This window comes from Cellulosimicrobium sp. ES-005 (assembly GCF_040448685.1).
Lineage (GTDB): Bacteria > Actinomycetota > Actinomycetes > Actinomycetales > Cellulomonadaceae > Cellulosimicrobium > Cellulosimicrobium cellulans_G.
Window position 1 is genome coordinate 411,775 of the sequence record NZ_CP159290.1, and the last position, 13,832, is coordinate 425,606.

The following is a 13,832-nucleotide window of genomic DNA, read 5'->3' on the forward strand; positions in this document are numbered from 1 at the left end:
CTCAGATCGCCCGCGAGCCCAGCTCGCGGGCGGTCTCGGCGAAGGCGCGGACCTCGGTGGTCTCCCGGTCGCGCAGCCAGACGAGCACCCACTCGGTGTCGGGGACGTCGACGATCGGCACGTACACGACCCCCGGGTGCGTGTAGTACCGCCGGACGTGCGCGTTGAGCGGGGTGACCGCCTCGCCCGAGGCGACCACGGTCAGCACCTCGTGGAACGTGCGCGCGACCGGCCCGCGCAGCACCGGGCGGCCCGACGGCGTCCGGCGGGGCACCATGGCCTCCTCCCAGTACGTGGGGACGCCGGTCCCGAGGTCGAGCACCGCGTGGTCGCCGAGGACCTCGAGGGACACCGCGTCCTCGCCCGCGAGCGGGTGCCCCGCCGCGACGGCGAGGACGCGTCCCTCCGTGAGCACGCGCGGCCCCACGACGACGTCGGGCTCGCGGACCGGGGACCACGTCACCTGCAGGTCCGCCTCGCCTTCGCGCAGCGCCCCGAAGGGGTCCGAGAAGTGGAACTCGCGGCGCTCCACCGAGCACCCCGGGTGTCGCTCCCCGAACGCGTCGACCACCGGCTGCAGCTCGTGGCCGACGATGCCCATCGCGGCGACGCGCAGCACGCCGGCCGGCCGCTCTCCCGTGCGGCTGGCCGCCGCGATCCCGGACTGGATGAGCTCGTAGCCCTGGCGCAGGTCGTCGCGCAGGCGGGCGCCGACCGGAGTGAGCTCGACGCGTCGGCTCGTGCGCTCGAACAAGGTCGTGCCCATGCGGCGCTCCTGGCGGCTGATCGCCTGGCTCACGCGCGCGGGGGAGACGTGGAGCCGCTCGGCGGTGCGCCCGAAGTGGAGCTCGTCGGCGAGCGTCAGGAAGATCTCGATGTCCCTCAGCTCCACGCGGCCACCTCTGCCTCCGTCTCCGTCGCCGTGCACCGTTCACACGGGGTGAACGATCCACCCAGCATGCGTCATTGATGACGAATCGGTGGAATCCGAGGTTGGAACCATGAGACGACTCACCTACTTCGTCGCCCTGTCGATCGACGGCTTCCTCTCGGGCCCGGACGACGAGGTCGACTTCTATCCCTCCTCCGACGCGTACAGCGCGCGCATGATCGACACGTTCCCCGACGTCCTGCCCACGCACGGGCGCCGCCAGCTCGGGGTCGACGACGCCCCCCACCGCACGTTCGACACGATCGTCATGGGCAGGCGGACGTACGAGCCCGCGCTCCGGCTGGGGATCACGAGCCCGTACGCGCACCTGCGCCAGTACGTCGTCTCGACGTCGCAGCCCGAGCTCGACCCGGCGGTGACGATCGTGCGCGACGACCCGGTCGGGCTCGTGCGAGCGCTCAAGGCCGAGGACTCCCCGTTCGACATCTACCTCGCGGGCGGCGGCGTCCTCGCGGGCGCGCTCCGCGGCGAGATCGACCGGCTCGTCGTCAAGCTCTACCCCGTCGTGGCCGGTGCCGGTCGGAGCGCGTTCGGTGGTACCGCGTTCCGGCCCACGACCTACGACCTGACCGACGTCGCCACGTTCGACGGCGGCAACGCCGTCCTCACGTACGACCGTGCCTGAGCGCGCCCCCGCACGCGTGCTCCGGCACCGTGCGTCGATCCTCACGGCCCGCGCCGTCGTGACCGTCCGCCTGCTGCGGCCGCGCTGCCGCCGTCGTGCGCGCCGTCGGGGCGGGGACGCCGCCGCGGCCCTCGACGGCGCGCTCGACGATCCCGACCGCGCCCCGGTCCGGCACGGCCCGGTCCGACCGCGACCCGCGTGCCCACCCCGGGCGAGGCTGCGAGGACGCACCTAGCGTGGCCGGCATGAGGCCGTTCCTGCTGCTCGCGTCGCGCGCGGAGGACCCCGCCGCCGACGGGGAGCACGCGGCGGTGCTCCGGTACTCCGGGCTGGACGCCGGTGCGCTGCACCGCGTGCGCATGGAGGCCGGACCGCTGCCGGCGATCGACCTCGGCGACTACTCGGGGGTGATCGTCGGCGGCAGCCCGTTCGACTCGTCCCTGCCCGAGAAGGACAAGTCGCCGACCCAGCGTCGCGTCGAGCGCGACCTCGCGCCGCTCCTGGACGAGATCGTCGAGCGCGACGTCCCGTTCCTCGGCGCGTGCTACGGCGTCGGGACGCTCGGGCTGCACGAGGGCGCCGTCCTCGACGACACGTTCGCCGAGCCCATCTCGCCCGTGACGATCCGACTCACGCCGGAGGGCCGGGCCGACCCGCTCCTCGCCGACCTGCCCGACGCGTTCGAGGCGTACGTCGGGCACAAGGAGGCCGTGACCCGGCTGCCGTCGCACGCGGTGCTGCTCGCGACGTCGGACGCCTGCCCGGTCCAGATGTTCCGGGTCAAGGAGAACCTCTACGCGACGCAGTTCCACCCCGAGCTCGACCTGGACGGCATCCTCACGCGCATCGGCGTCTACCGCGACTACGGGTACTTCGCGCCCGAGGCGGCGGGCGACGTCGAGGCGACCGTCCGCCGCGGCGACGTCTGGGCGCCGCACCGCATCCTCGCCGCGTTCGTCCGCCGCTACGCGCGCGACTGACGAGCACGCGGTCAGCGGGAAGCGGGCGCCGACTGCAGCTCGGGAGCGGCGGCCGCCGCGTTCGCGGGCGGCTCGCCGACCTCGAGCGGCTCGGCGGCCTCGAGGGCGACGGCGCGGCGGTGCGCCCGGACCGACCACGCGACGGCTGCGGCCCACACGACGGCGACGACGCCGAGCACGACGCCCTGGACCGCACCGCTCGCGTCGACCCAGTCCGAGCGCAGCAGCGTGCGGACGTTGGTGAGGACGATGACGCCGCCCACCGCGGAGCCCAGGATCCGGGGCGGCAGCAGCCGCACCAGCCAGGCCGCGATCGGCGCCGCGACCAGGCCGCCGAGCAGCAGCGCGCCGACCCACAGCAGGTCGATCCCCTGCCTGCCGAGCGAGAACAGGAAGCCGAGGGACGCGGCGACCGCGACGAGGAACTCGCTCGTGTCGATCGACCCGATGACCTTGCGCGGCTCGATCCGGCCCGACGCGAGCAGCGCCGGCGTCCCCACGGGTCCCCAGCCACCGCCGCCCGTCGCGTCGACGAAGCCGGCGACCAGGCCGAGCGGCGCGAGGAACCGCTTGCGCAGCGGGAGGCCCTGCCGGCCCTTCGGCAGCCCCACGAACGTGAACCGCGACAGCACGTACACGCCGAGCGCCAGGAGGAGCAGCGACATGACCGGCGCGGCGAGCTCGGTCGACAGGTTCGACAGGAACGTCGCGCCTGCGAACGCGCCGATCGCGCCCGGGACGCCGATCCGCACGACGACCTTCCAGTCCACGTTCCCGAACCGCCAGTGCGCCGCACCCGACGCGAGGGTCGTCCCGATCTCCGCGAGGTGGATCGTCGCCGACGCCGCCGCGGGGTTCGTCCCGATCGCGAGCAGGAGCGTCGTCGAGGTCACGCCGTACGCCATGCCGAGGCTGCCGTCGACGAGCTGCGCACCGAGGCCCACGAGGGCCAGCAGGATGAGGGTCCGCACCGCGTCCTCCGTGCTCGGGGTGGGCCGGGGCAGCCCCGACGTGTCCCGACAAGGTTGACCGAACGAGTCCAGTATGTGAAGCGCCGACCACATCGTGGGCCAGTGTTAACGGGCGCGTCTCGATCTACCGCCCCACAGCCGATGTCGCCACGCGCCACCACGCGCCGCGTGGTGACGAGAAGCGAGAAATGGCCCCGAGAACGAGGCCCGGAGCGGCCACTTCTCGCATCTCGGCCGGGCCCCACCCAGCACCGGGCGGCACGACGGCGCACGGTCCGACCCCACCGCGGACCCGACCCAGCGGAGCGCCCGACCGCGGGCTCAGCGGGTCAGGGGTTCTCCCAGGCGTCGGCGCGGGCGGCGAGGGCGTGGACGTCGTCGGGGAGGTCACGGCGGACGACGTCGTCGATCGTCACGCGGTCGAGCACGTCGCGGACGCTCGCGCGGAGGGCGACCCAGACCTCGAGGAGAGCGGCCGCGGAGCCCTCGTACTCGAGGCTCGGGGGGCGCTCGTCGCGCACGGTGACGAGCGGTCCGTCGACGGCGCGGAAGACGTCGGCGAGGGTCACCTCGGACGCGGGGCGCGCGAGGCGGTGGCCGCCGGAGCGGCCGCGGACGCTCGCGACGATGCCGGCGCGGCGCAGGTCGCCGAGGATCCGTTCGAGGAAGGAGACCGGCAGGCCCTGGCCGGCCGCGAGGTCCTCCGCCCGCACGGGGTCGCCGTGGGGGGACGCCGCGAGCTCGGCGCACGCCCGCACCGCATAGTCAGCCTTCGCCGAGACACGCATGGGGCCATTGTGCCGTGCGCACGGTCGCGGACCGCCGTGCGGGGCGCCTCCGGGCGCGATCTCACCCGCGTGGGCCCTGCTCACCGGATCGGGTTCCCCCTACGCTGTGACCCGTGGACGTGCGCGAACGCAACAACGTGCGGGTCATGGGACCGCGGGATGGCCCGACGATGGTCTTCGCGCACGGCTTCGGTTGCGACCAGTCGATGTGGCGCTTCGTCGCGCCCGTCTTCGCGGCGGACCACCGGGTGGTGCTGTTCGACCACTCGGGTTGCGGCGCGTCCCACCCGGCCGCGTACGACCCCGCGCGGCACGCGGAGCTGGGGGGCTACGTCGCGGACATGATCGAGGTCGTGGAGGACGTCGCGGACGAGCCGGTGATCCTCGTGGGTCATTCGGTGAGCGCGGTGATCGCGCTCCTCGCGGCGGCGGACCGGCCCGACCTCGTCGACCGCCTGGTGCTTGTCGGGCCGAGCCCCCGGTACGTCGACGACGAGGGGTACCGCGGCGGGTTCTCGGCGGAGGAGATCGACGAGCTGCTCGAGACGATGGACGCGAACTACCTGGGCTGGACGCAGGCGATGGCGCCGGTGATCGTCGGGAATCCCGACCGCCCGGCGCTGGGGGACGAGCTCGCGGAGGTCTTCCGGCGCAACGACCCGGCGATCGCCCGGCAGTTCGCGCGCGTGACGTTCCTCGGAGACAACAGGGCGGACCTGGCGCGCGTGCGGACCCCGGCCCTCGTCGTGCAGAGCCGGGAGGACGTCATCGCCCCGCAGACGGTGGGGCGGTACGTGCACGAGCACCTGGCGGGGAGCGAGCTGGTCGTCATCGACTCGGTCGGGCACTGCCCGAACCTGTCGCACCCGGCGCTCCTCGTCGAGGCGATGCGCCACTGGCTCGGGGACTCCTGATGGTGATGTCGCGCGGCGAGCGCTGGGTGCTCGCGCCCGTCGCGCTCCTGCTCCTCGACGCGGAGGGGCGGGTGCTCGACGGGAACGACGAGTTCCTGCGCCTGCTGGACGTGCCCGACGTGGAGGCGGTCGCCGGGCGCCGGCTCGCGGACCTGCTGACGGTGGGCGGCCGCATCTACTGGGAGACCCACCTCGGTCCGCGCCTGCACATCGAGGGGCGGGTCGACGAGGTCGCGGTGGAGCTGCGGACGCCGCGCGGGCGCGAGCCGGTGCTCCTCACGGCGATCGGGCGCGAGGTCCGCGGCGAGCGGCTCGTCGAGGTCGCGATGCTGGGGGCGCGCGAGCGGTCCCGGTTCGAGCACGAGCTGGTGGGTGCCCGACGCGCCGCGGAGGAGGCGGAGCGGCGCGTGCGGCTGCTGCACGGGATCGCCGCCGACCTGGCGAGCGTCGCCGGTCTCGACGGCGTCGCGTGGGTCCTGCTCCGGGCCGCGGTGACGATGCTCGGGGCGGGCGACGCCGCCCTGTGGACGCCGCAGGAAGGCGGCCCGCTGCGCCGCTGGGGCGGCGCGGCGGGCGTGACCGCCCCGACGATCGAGGAGCTGGCCGAGGCGGGCGTGCGCGCGGACGGGACCGTCGTCGTCCCGCTGCGCACGGCGGGGGCGCTGCTCGGCGTCCTCGCGCTGGAGCCGCGCCGGGCGGCGGGCTCGGAACCGGTCGACCTCGGCACGGCCGCCGCGGCCGGGCAGCTCGCGGCGCTCGCGCTGGCACGGGCCACGACCCACGAGCAGAGCGTGTCGGTCGCGAGCGAGCTGCAGGGCGCGATGCTGTCGGACGGGATCGTCGCCGACCCGCACGTGGAGATCGCGGCCTGCTACCGACCCGGTGTGCACGACCTGCAGGTCGGCGGCGACTGGTACGACACGTTCCGCGTGGCCCCGGACGTCGTCGCGCTCTCGGTCGGGGACGTGGTGGGGCGCGGGCTCAAGGCCGCGACCGCGATGGGGCAGCTGCGGACGGCGGTCCGCGCGGCGTCGGACACCGGGCTGCCGCCGGAGGAGGTGGTCGAGCGGCTCGACCGCTTCGTGGACCGGACCGGGACGGGGTTCATGGCGAGCCTCGTGTACGGGGAGCTCGAGCTGGTGGAGGGGGTGCTGCGCTACGCGTGCGCCGGGCACCTGCCGCCGCTGCTCGTGCGCGCGGACGGGTCCGCGGGCTACCTGTGGGAGGCGCGGTCCACCCCGTTGGGCGTCCGGGGCACGACGCCGCGCGTCGCCGACACGGTCGCGCTCGCCCCGGGCGACCTGCTGCTCCTCTTCACCGACGGCGTCGTCGAGCGCCGCGACCGGCCGCTCGCGCTCGCGCTCGACGAGCTCGCGGAGATCGTCACGAACGCGCTCGGGGCCGGGCTGAGCGGGACGGAGCTGCTGGAGGCGGTCGTCGCGCGCGCGCCGGAGGACGACGACGCGTGCCTGCTCGCGGTGCGCTGGCTCGGCCCGGAGGCGTCGGACGAGCAGCCCGCGACGGAGCCGTCGCGCGTCGCGTCAGCGGACGAAGAAGGGGCCGGCTGAGGGGTCCGCGAGCCGGCCGAGCGCGTGGCCGAGGCGCTCGACCGTGGAGCGGGCGAGGTCGTCGGGCAGGTCGTCCGGGGCGAACCACGCGACCGCGAGCGACTCGTCGTCCGCGACGTGCGCCGCCGCGGCGGCGGCAGGGGACACGGGCCGGCACAGGAACGCGAGGTCGAGGTACTGCGAGCGGTCGCCGTTGGGGTACTCGACCGGCTCGGTGACGGTCACCGCGACGAGCGCGTCCACGACGACCTCGACGCCCGTCTCCTCGCGCACCTCGCGCGCGAGCCCCACCGCGGGGTCCTCGCCGGGCTCGAGGATCCCGCTGATGACGGCCCACTGCCCGGTGTCGGCGCGCTGTCCGAGCAGCAGGCGGCCGTCGTCGTCCACCACGACAGCCGACACCCCCGGCATCCACAGGAGGTCGGTCCCGACGCGGGACCGCAGGGCGGCGACGAACTCGGGGATCGGCATGCCCCGAGCCTAGGCGGGCGCGCCGGTCCGGGCCGACCGGCTCGTGAGACGCGCCGACCGGACCGCAGAGGCCCTGTGCTACGGTCGCTCCGTGACTTCTCAGTGGTATTGGCGCTTTACGCAGGCTCCCGGTGGGGCCGTGCGGGCGTTCGCCTGACCACAGATCACCACCCGGAGCCAGCACAGGGCCTTGGACGCGGACCGCGTCCGGGCCCTTCGTCGTGAGACGGGCCGCTCCGGGACCACGGGCGGCAGCAGGCCGGTGAAGCGCCGCTGGGCACCGCTGAGCACTCCGATCTCACGGCGGTCCCCGACCACCGCCGCACAGACCAGGAGCCTCCCGTGACCAGCACGACCACCCAGCCCGAGACCGCGTCGTCCAGCCCGACGTCCACCGCGTCGACCGACCGCGTGACGAGTACCGTCGACCCCGTGGACAGCCCCGAGCTCCAGGCCCGCACGAGCGACCTGCGGGTCCGCGCGCTCGACGCGCTCCCCGCACCGCGCACGATGCTCGCCGACCTGCCGCTCGGCGCGACGCGCAGCGACCTCGTGACGACGTCGCGCCGCGAGGTCCGCGACGTCCTCGCGGGCGACGACGACCGCCTCCTCGTCATCGTCGGCCCGTGCTCGGTGCACGATCCCGAGGCCGCGCTGGAGTACGCGGGCCGCCTGGCCGCCGTCGCGCACGAGCTCGCGGACGACCTCATGGTCGTCATGCGCGTCTACTTCGAGAAGCCGCGCACGACCGTGGGCTGGAAGGGCCTCATCAACGACCCGCACCTCGACGGCTCGCACGACGTGCACCACGGCCTGCGCCTCGCGCGCGAGGTGCTGCTCGGCGTGCTCGACGCCGGCGTCCCGGCCGCGTGCGAGTTCCTCGAGCCGACGAGCCCGCAGTACATCGCCGACGCCGTGTCGTGGGGTGCGATCGGCGCGCGCAACGCGGAGTCGCAGGTGCACCGCCAGCTCGCCTCGGGCCTGTCCATGCCCGTCGGGTTCAAGAACGCGACCGACGGCGACGTGCAGATCGCGGTCGACGGCTGCATCACCGCGGCGAGCGAGCACACGTTCTTCGGCATGGACTCGCTCGGCCGGGCCGCCGCCGTGGAGACCGCGGGCAACCCCGACTGCCACGTCATCCTGCGCGGCGGGCGCTCGGGCCCCAACTACGGGGCCGACGACGTCGCGGCGGCGCTCGCGGTCGCGCGCGCCTCGGGCCGTGGCGGGGTCACGGAGCACGGGCTCGTGGTCGACGCGTCGCACGGCAACTCCGGCAAGAGCCACGTGCGCCAGGCGGAGGTCGTGCGCGAGGTCTCCGCGCGGCTGGCCGAGGGCGAGCAGGGCATCACGGGCCTCATGATGGAGAGCTTCCTCGTGGCGGGCGCGCAGAAGCCCGCGCCGAGCGGCCTCGTCTACGGGCAGTCCGTCACCGACGCGTGCATCGACTGGGACACCACGGCCGACCTTCTGCGCGAGCTCGCCGCCGCGGTGCGCACCCGCCGCGCGCTCTGAGGCGGTCCGGGGGCTCGCCCGACCGCGACGTTCGGGTGACGCGTCAGCTCGCGAGCTCCCGCGCGGGCGTCCACGACCCGATCGTCGCGGTCCCGCCGCCGAGCAGGTCGAGCCCGTCCCCGACGCCGGGGATCCCCGTGAGCCCCACGACGGACTCGGGGTCGCCAGGCTGCGGGGCCACGAGCAGCGTCGTGACGAGCGGCGGGTCGTCGGCCGTCGACCCGCCGCGCCACGAGAGCGCGGCCCAGGCCGTGGCGCCGGGTGCGAGCGTGAGCGGGGCGAGGCCGTCGTCGTCCGGCTCGAGGAGCACGTCCGTCTCCGAGCCGTCGTCGGCGACGAAGCGGAGCGCGGGCGGTCCCGCGAGGACGCACTCCGCGGCGCCGTCGTTGCGGGCCGTGACGGTGAGGAACCGGCGCCCCGCCGCGGCGTCGAACCCCAGGGCCCCGAGCGCGAGGTCGCCGGGCGCGCACGCGCCCGCGGGGCGCGCCCCGGCGGCCGGCGCCACCCCCGCGACGAACCCGGAGCGCGTCGCGGACGCGCCGCCGTCGGTCGCGCCGTGGACCTGGTACGCGAGCACGGGTCCGGAGTAGGCCGCGCCGTCGAGCGTGCGCGCGACGACGGCCGCGTCGCCCGAGGTGATCACCGTGAGCAGGGGGTCCTGCGGGAACGTGTCACGGACGGCGTCGTGCACGACCTGCGTCACGCCGGGCTCCGCGGCGACGTCGGCCAGGAGCGTGAGCAGGTCGTCGTCGGGGACGGTCAGCCCGTCGCCGTCGTAGGTGCCGACACCGGAGCCCTGGACGCCGAGGCTCGTCAGCCCTCGACCTTCGGCCCGCACGAGCGCGGCGACGGGGACGAGGTCGTCGGCCGAGCGGACGTCGACCGAGGCGGCGCCCGGGGCGAGGTACACGCGCCGCACGGAGTCGTGGGCGACGAGGCGGACCGCGTCGGCGACGGCGTCGGCACCGAGGAGGTCGGGGCGCGGCTCCCCGGTGGCCGGGTCGACGCCGGGGACGGAGGCCGCCCCCGGGCCGTGCTCGACGGCGAGCGTCCCGCCGCCCGTGTCCGTGCCCTCGACCCGGAGCGACCACGCGCCGCCGCCGGGCACCGCGGCGACGATCGCGCTCGCGTCCCTGGCGGTGCGCTGCGCGACCTCGGGGGAGGGGAGCGGGGTCACGAGCGTGATCTCGGCCGACGTGCCCACCCGCCCGTTCGTCTGCACGTCCTCGACGCCCGGCAGGGCGAGCAGGAGCGCGGTCATGTCCTCGACCTCGTGCTCCGGGTCGCCGGGTGCGGGCGACGTCGCCGTCGACCCGTCCGGTGGTGACGACCGGAGCGCGGCCGGTCCGTCCGCCACGGCCGCGTCGAGGACCGCGGGGGCGAGGAGCGCGGCGACGACTGCGAGGCCCACGCCGGCGACCGACGCGACGACGGCGATCGTGCTCCGCGGGACCCGGGTCGCGTTCTCCGGCGGAGCTACGTCGGTACCGTCCGTCGTCGGTGCGGTGCGCTCGTCGTCCACGGCCGAGACGCTACCCACGCGGACGCCGCGACGTGGCCGCACCGACGCGGTCTGCGCGGGCTCGCCGCGGGGTCTTCACATGCGTCCCGCGCCGGAGGGACGAGCGGCGGCGGGACGGGTGCAGGGTCCCTTCCGAATCGGTCTTTCAGCCCATCGGGGGACCTGCCGGGCGCCGCTCCATAGCAGGACTCCTGGATGCCGGCAACATCTGGCATGATCCGGCCATGACAGTGAGGACGGCCGCCGAGCTCGCGGCGGTCGACGACCCTGCGTGGCCGACGCTCTCCCGCATGCTCGGGCGCGGCGGCGTGGAGGTCGTGCCGGCACCCGCGTGGTCGCTCGAGGTCCTCTACCGGCTCCAGGTCACCGTCCGCTCGACGCTGGGCGCGCTCGCGCTCCACACGGGCGGGGTCGTCGTCGACGGCGGGTGGCTGCGGATCATCGGCGGGGGTGGCGCGGGGCTGCCCGACCTCGCCACCGTCAACGGGCTCGGCGAGCCGGGGGAGCACAGCGTCGCGCCGTCGGTCCTCGTCGTCGCGTACGACGTGCTGGGCGGCACCTTCGCGATCAACGGCGGCGGGCTCCCGGGGCAGCTCGGCAACGTCAACTACTTCGCGCCCGACTCGCTCTCGTGGGTCGACCTCGGGTTCGGCCAGGCTGCGTTCCTCGAGTGGGCGGTGAGCGGTGGGACGACGGAGTTCTACGCCACGGTCCGCTGGCCCGGCTGGTACGACGAGGTCGGGACGGTCCGGCTCGACGAGGGGCTGAGCCTCTACCCGCCGCTCTGGTCCGAGGAGGGGCGCGACGTCGCGCGGTCGTCGCGCACCCCCGTCCCGCTCGGCGAGCTGGTCGACTGGCACTTCGAGATGGCCGAGCGCATGACGCCGGTCGACGACTACGTGCGCGACGCCGACGAGCACCTCGACGGCTACGGGGGCTGGCCGGCCGGGGACTACCGGCCGTAGCCGGTCAGGGCCACCAGGGTCGGGCGTCGTCGAGCAACCCCGACGGCACCGTGCCGAGCTTGTCCGGGTTGCGGACGATGTCGAGGGCCGCGATGCGCCCGTCCACGAGCGTGAACGCCAGGACGGTGAGCACCCCCGAGCCGTCGACGAGCGCGAGCCCGGGGCGGCCGTTGACATCGACGGCGCCCGCGCCCCGCGGCCGGTTGCGCAGGTAGGAGAGCAGGACCTCCCCGACCGTCGAAGCCCCCTGGACCGGGTGGCGCAGCGCGCGGACCTTGCCGCCGCCGTCGCCCCGGAGGGTCACGTCGGGGTCGAGCAGGCCGAGCAGTCCCGGCAGGTCGTCGCCCGCGCACGCCGCGACGAACGCCTCGACGACGCGCTCCTGCTCGGCGCGCGACGTCCGGCCGCGCGGGCGCCCCGCCTCGACGTCCTTGCGGGCGCGCGACGCGAGCTGGCGCACCGCCGCGGGCGAGCGCCCGACGACGTCGCCCACCTCCTCGAACGGCAGCCCGAACACGTCGTGCAGCACGAACGCGACGCGCTGCGCGGGGGAGAGGCGTTCGAGCACGACGAGCAGCGCCATGCTCACCTCCTCGTCGAGCGTGACCCGCTCGGCCGGGTCGGTGGCACCGGCCGTCGCCTCCACGGAGGACGCGACGGGGGAGCGCGCGCCGGGCGCGGTGACGACGGGCTCGGGCAGCCACGTCCCGACGTAGCGCTCGCGCCGCACGCGCGCGCTGCCGAGCACGTCGAGCGCGAGGCGCCCGACGGTCGTCGTGAGCCACGCCGCGAGGTTGCGGATCGACGCCGGGTCCTGGGTGCGCAGGCGCAGCCACGCGTCCTGGACGCAGTCCTCGGCGTCCGACCACGACCCGGTGGTCGCGTAGGCGAGGCGCAGGAGGCGCGGACGCTCGGCCTCGAAGGCGTGCGCGAAGTCGTCGGTGCTCATCGCGCGGCCGTCGCGGCGGGCTGGGCGGCGAGCCAGTCGCGGAAGGTCGTCGTGCCGCGCGCGTCGGGGTGCGGGTCGGTGAGGCCGCCCGCGCGCAGCGCCCGCCCGAGCTTCCCGGGCAGCGGGACGCGGACCGGGAGCGCCCGCGAGCCGGTCGCCGCGCGCCAGGCGCGCGCCGCGTCCCGCAGATCGAGCACCTCGGGCCCGGCGACGGTCGTGGTGCCGCGCAGCGGCTCGCGCTCCGCGGCGTCGGCGACGGCCGAGGCCGCGTCCCGCGCCGCCACCGGCTGGACCGGGGCACGCAGCAGCGGCACGACGCCACGTCGTGCGGCGCCGGCGAGCGTCCCGGCGACGAACTCGTGGAACTGCGTCACCGCGACGACGGTCCACGGGACGGCGCCGGCGGCGACCGCCCGCTCCTGCTCGACCTTCACGCCGTAGTAGGCCATCGGCACATCGTGGCACCCGACGATCGAGACGAGCACGTGGTGCCGCACCCCGGCGTCGTGCTCGGCCGCGAGCAGCCGGCGCGTCCCGTCGACGAGCGTCGCCCGCGCGTCCGTCGTGGACGACGACGCGTTGCTCGCGTCCACGACCACGTCCACCCCGGCGAGCGCGGCCGGGAGCCCGGCGCCCGTCCGGAGGTCGACGGCGTACCGCTCCGCGTGCCGGCTCAGCGCGCGCACCTCGTGCCCGCGCGCGGTCAGCGCCGCGACGACGTGCCGGCCGATCGTCCCTGTCCCACCTGTCACTGCGATCCTCATCCCCGTACGACGCCGCAGCGCCCCCGGTTGTGACATCTGGCCGGACGGGAGTACCGATCCGCTAGTTGTATACAAGTGCGCAGGGCGTGTGGCACGATGGCCGGGTGACGACGACGCCCGACCTGCGCGCCGCCGTCGGGCAGGCCGCGACGGCCCCCGGCGACGCGGGCCTCGCGCGCCGCCAGTCCGGCGCCCGCGCGGTCTACGACCTCCTGCGCGGCCGCATCATCGACGGGTCCCTCGCGCCCGACGCACGCCTCACCGAGCCCGTGCTGTCCGCCGAGCTCGGCGTCTCCCGGACCCCGGTGCGCGAGGCGCTGCGCCTGCTCCAGGCGGAGGCGCTCGTCGTCGAGCTGCCGACCGGGGGAGTGCGCGTCGCGCCGCTGGACGTGGCGGACGCGCGCCGCGTCTACGACGTGCGCGCGCGCCTCGAGGGCCTCCTCGCCCGGGACGCGTGCGAGCGCGCCACGCCCGACGACGTCGCCCGCCTCGTCCGGCTCGTGACCCTCATGGACGCGGTGCGCGACCACGAGGACGAGGTGCTGCGCGTCGGCGCCCAGTTCCACGGCGAGATCGAGGCGCTCGCCGACAACCGCTGGGGGTCAGCGCTCCTGCGCCAGATCCGCGGCCACGTCGACCGGTACCGCGCGCTCGCCGCGCGCCGCCGCGTCGGCACCACCGACCACGTCGACGAGCACCGCGCCGTCGCCGACGCGATCGCGAGCCGGGACCCGGCCGCGGCCGAGGCCGCGATGCGGGCCCACATCGAGCGCAGCGCCGCCCTCGCCGAGCAGTCGCTGCGCGGCGCGGGGTCGGCGCCCGACGACCTCCCCTGACCACCGCCCACC

Annotated in this window: 14 protein-coding genes; 7 read left to right on the forward strand and 7 right to left on the reverse strand. The window is 75.7% G+C overall.

Annotated elements, in window-relative coordinates:
* Position 1: 1 nt before the first annotated feature.
* Positions 2-892 (reverse strand): LysR family transcriptional regulator, encoded by an 891-nt coding sequence (locus ABRQ22_RS01810; protein ID WP_353708370.1) that lies wholly within the window; start codon positions 890-892, stop codon positions 2-4.
* A 109-nt stretch (positions 893-1,001) separates the two neighbouring features.
* Here ABRQ22_RS01810 and ABRQ22_RS01815 point away from each other — a divergent pair, with 109 nt between their 5' ends.
* Both ABRQ22_RS01815 and ABRQ22_RS01820 read left to right on the forward strand, forming a co-directional pair.
* On the forward strand, positions 1,002-1,577 hold the full coding sequence (locus ABRQ22_RS01815) for a dihydrofolate reductase family protein (RefSeq protein ID WP_253053938.1): 576 nt from the start codon (positions 1,002-1,004) through the stop codon (positions 1,575-1,577).
* Between the two features lie 245 nt (positions 1,578-1,822).
* Complete coding sequence (locus ABRQ22_RS01820) at positions 1,823-2,557, forward strand: glutamine amidotransferase (RefSeq protein WP_253053936.1); 735 nt, start codon at positions 1,823-1,825, stop codon at positions 2,555-2,557.
* An 11-nt stretch (positions 2,558-2,568) separates the two neighbouring features.
* On the opposite strand, the gene ABRQ22_RS01825 is transcribed toward ABRQ22_RS01820, so the two are convergent.
* Both ABRQ22_RS01825 and ABRQ22_RS01830 read right to left on the reverse strand, forming a co-directional pair.
* Entirely contained in the window at positions 2,569-3,528 is a 960-nt protein-coding gene (locus tag ABRQ22_RS01825) for a sulfite exporter TauE/SafE family protein (protein WP_353708371.1), read from the reverse strand.
* A gap of 329 nt (positions 3,529-3,857) precedes the next feature.
* Positions 3,858-4,316 carry an Rrf2 family transcriptional regulator gene (locus ABRQ22_RS01830; protein ID WP_047232267.1) on the reverse strand — a complete coding sequence of 153 codons (459 nt, stop codon included), beginning with the start codon at positions 4,314-4,316 and terminating at the stop codon, positions 3,858-3,860.
* A gap of 113 nt (positions 4,317-4,429) precedes the next feature.
* On the opposite strand from ABRQ22_RS01830, the gene ABRQ22_RS01835 reads away from it, so the two are divergent.
* Together ABRQ22_RS01835 and ABRQ22_RS01840 are read left to right on the forward strand one after the other, a co-directional pair.
* Complete coding sequence (locus tag ABRQ22_RS01835) at positions 4,430-5,230, forward strand: alpha/beta hydrolase (protein WP_308202330.1); 801 nt, start codon at positions 4,430-4,432, stop codon at positions 5,228-5,230.
* Complete coding sequence (locus tag ABRQ22_RS01840; RefSeq protein ID WP_353708372.1) at positions 5,230-6,798, forward strand: SpoIIE family protein phosphatase; 1,569 nt, start codon at positions 5,230-5,232, stop codon at positions 6,796-6,798. Before ABRQ22_RS01835 ends, ABRQ22_RS01840 begins: the two co-directional genes overlap by 1 nt.
* Here ABRQ22_RS01840 and ABRQ22_RS01845 read toward each other — a convergent pair.
* On the reverse strand, positions 6,772-7,269 hold the full coding sequence (locus tag ABRQ22_RS01845) for an NUDIX domain-containing protein (protein WP_253053928.1): 498 nt from the start codon (positions 7,267-7,269) through the stop codon (positions 6,772-6,774). The two genes, ABRQ22_RS01840 and ABRQ22_RS01845, sit on opposite strands and share 27 nt — an antisense overlap.
* 432 nt (positions 7,270-7,701) lie before the next feature.
* Between ABRQ22_RS01845 and ABRQ22_RS01850 the strand changes: the two genes are divergently transcribed.
* Entirely contained in the window at positions 7,702-8,784 is a 1,083-nt protein-coding gene (locus ABRQ22_RS01850; protein ID WP_353709485.1) for a 3-deoxy-7-phosphoheptulonate synthase, read from the forward strand.
* 43 nt (positions 8,785-8,827) lie between these two features.
* On the opposite strand, the gene ABRQ22_RS01855 is transcribed toward ABRQ22_RS01850, so the two are convergent.
* Entirely contained in the window at positions 8,828-10,306 is a 1,479-nt protein-coding gene (locus tag ABRQ22_RS01855; protein ID WP_353708373.1) for a DUF4232 domain-containing protein, read from the reverse strand.
* Between the two features lie 224 nt (positions 10,307-10,530).
* On the opposite strand from ABRQ22_RS01855, the gene ABRQ22_RS01860 reads away from it, so the two are divergent.
* Positions 10,531-11,271 (forward strand): DUF2625 family protein, encoded by a 741-nt coding sequence (locus ABRQ22_RS01860; RefSeq protein WP_353708374.1) that lies wholly within the window; start codon positions 10,531-10,533, stop codon positions 11,269-11,271.
* Between the two features lie 4 nt (positions 11,272-11,275).
* Here ABRQ22_RS01860 and sigJ read toward each other — a convergent pair whose 3' ends face one another.
* A complete protein-coding gene (gene sigJ / locus ABRQ22_RS01865) occupies positions 11,276-12,220 on the reverse strand; it encodes an RNA polymerase sigma factor SigJ (protein WP_353708375.1) in 945 nt (314 codons plus the stop codon).
* A complete protein-coding gene (locus ABRQ22_RS01870) occupies positions 12,217-12,972 on the reverse strand; it encodes an NAD(P)H-binding protein (RefSeq protein ID WP_353708376.1) in 756 nt (251 codons plus the stop codon). The genes sigJ and ABRQ22_RS01870 overlap by 4 nt, the downstream gene beginning before the upstream one ends.
* A gap of 116 nt (positions 12,973-13,088) precedes the next feature.
* Here ABRQ22_RS01870 and ABRQ22_RS01875 point away from each other — a divergent pair, with 116 nt between their 5' ends.
* Positions 13,089-13,820 (forward strand): GntR family transcriptional regulator, encoded by a 732-nt coding sequence (locus ABRQ22_RS01875; protein ID WP_253053912.1) that lies wholly within the window; start codon positions 13,089-13,091, stop codon positions 13,818-13,820.
* Positions 13,821-13,832 lie beyond the last annotated feature (12 nt).

Excerpts from the sequence above, each read along its gene's own strand:
- ABRQ22_RS01815 (WP_253053938.1), top strand. The coding sequence starts at position 1,002 with ATGAGACGACTCACCTACTTCGTCGCCCTGTCGATCGACGGCTTCCTC.
- ABRQ22_RS01820 (WP_253053936.1), top strand. The coding sequence starts at position 1,823 with ATGAGGCCGTTCCTGCTGCTCGCGTCGCGCGCGGAGGACCCCGCCGCC.
- ABRQ22_RS01830 (WP_047232267.1), bottom strand. The coding sequence starts at position 4,316 with ATGCGTGTCTCGGCGAAGGCTGACTATGCGGTGCGGGCGTGCGCCGAG.
- ABRQ22_RS01840 (WP_353708372.1), top strand. The coding sequence starts at position 5,230 with ATGGTGATGTCGCGCGGCGAGCGCTGGGTGCTCGCGCCCGTCGCGCTC.
- ABRQ22_RS01845 (WP_253053928.1), bottom strand. The coding sequence starts at position 7,269 with ATGCCGATCCCCGAGTTCGTCGCCGCCCTGCGGTCCCGCGTCGGGACC.
- ABRQ22_RS01860 (WP_353708374.1), top strand. The coding sequence starts at position 10,531 with ATGACAGTGAGGACGGCCGCCGAGCTCGCGGCGGTCGACGACCCTGCG.
- sigJ (WP_353708375.1), bottom strand. The coding sequence starts at position 12,220 with ATGAGCACCGACGACTTCGCGCACGCCTTCGAGGCCGAGCGTCCGCGC.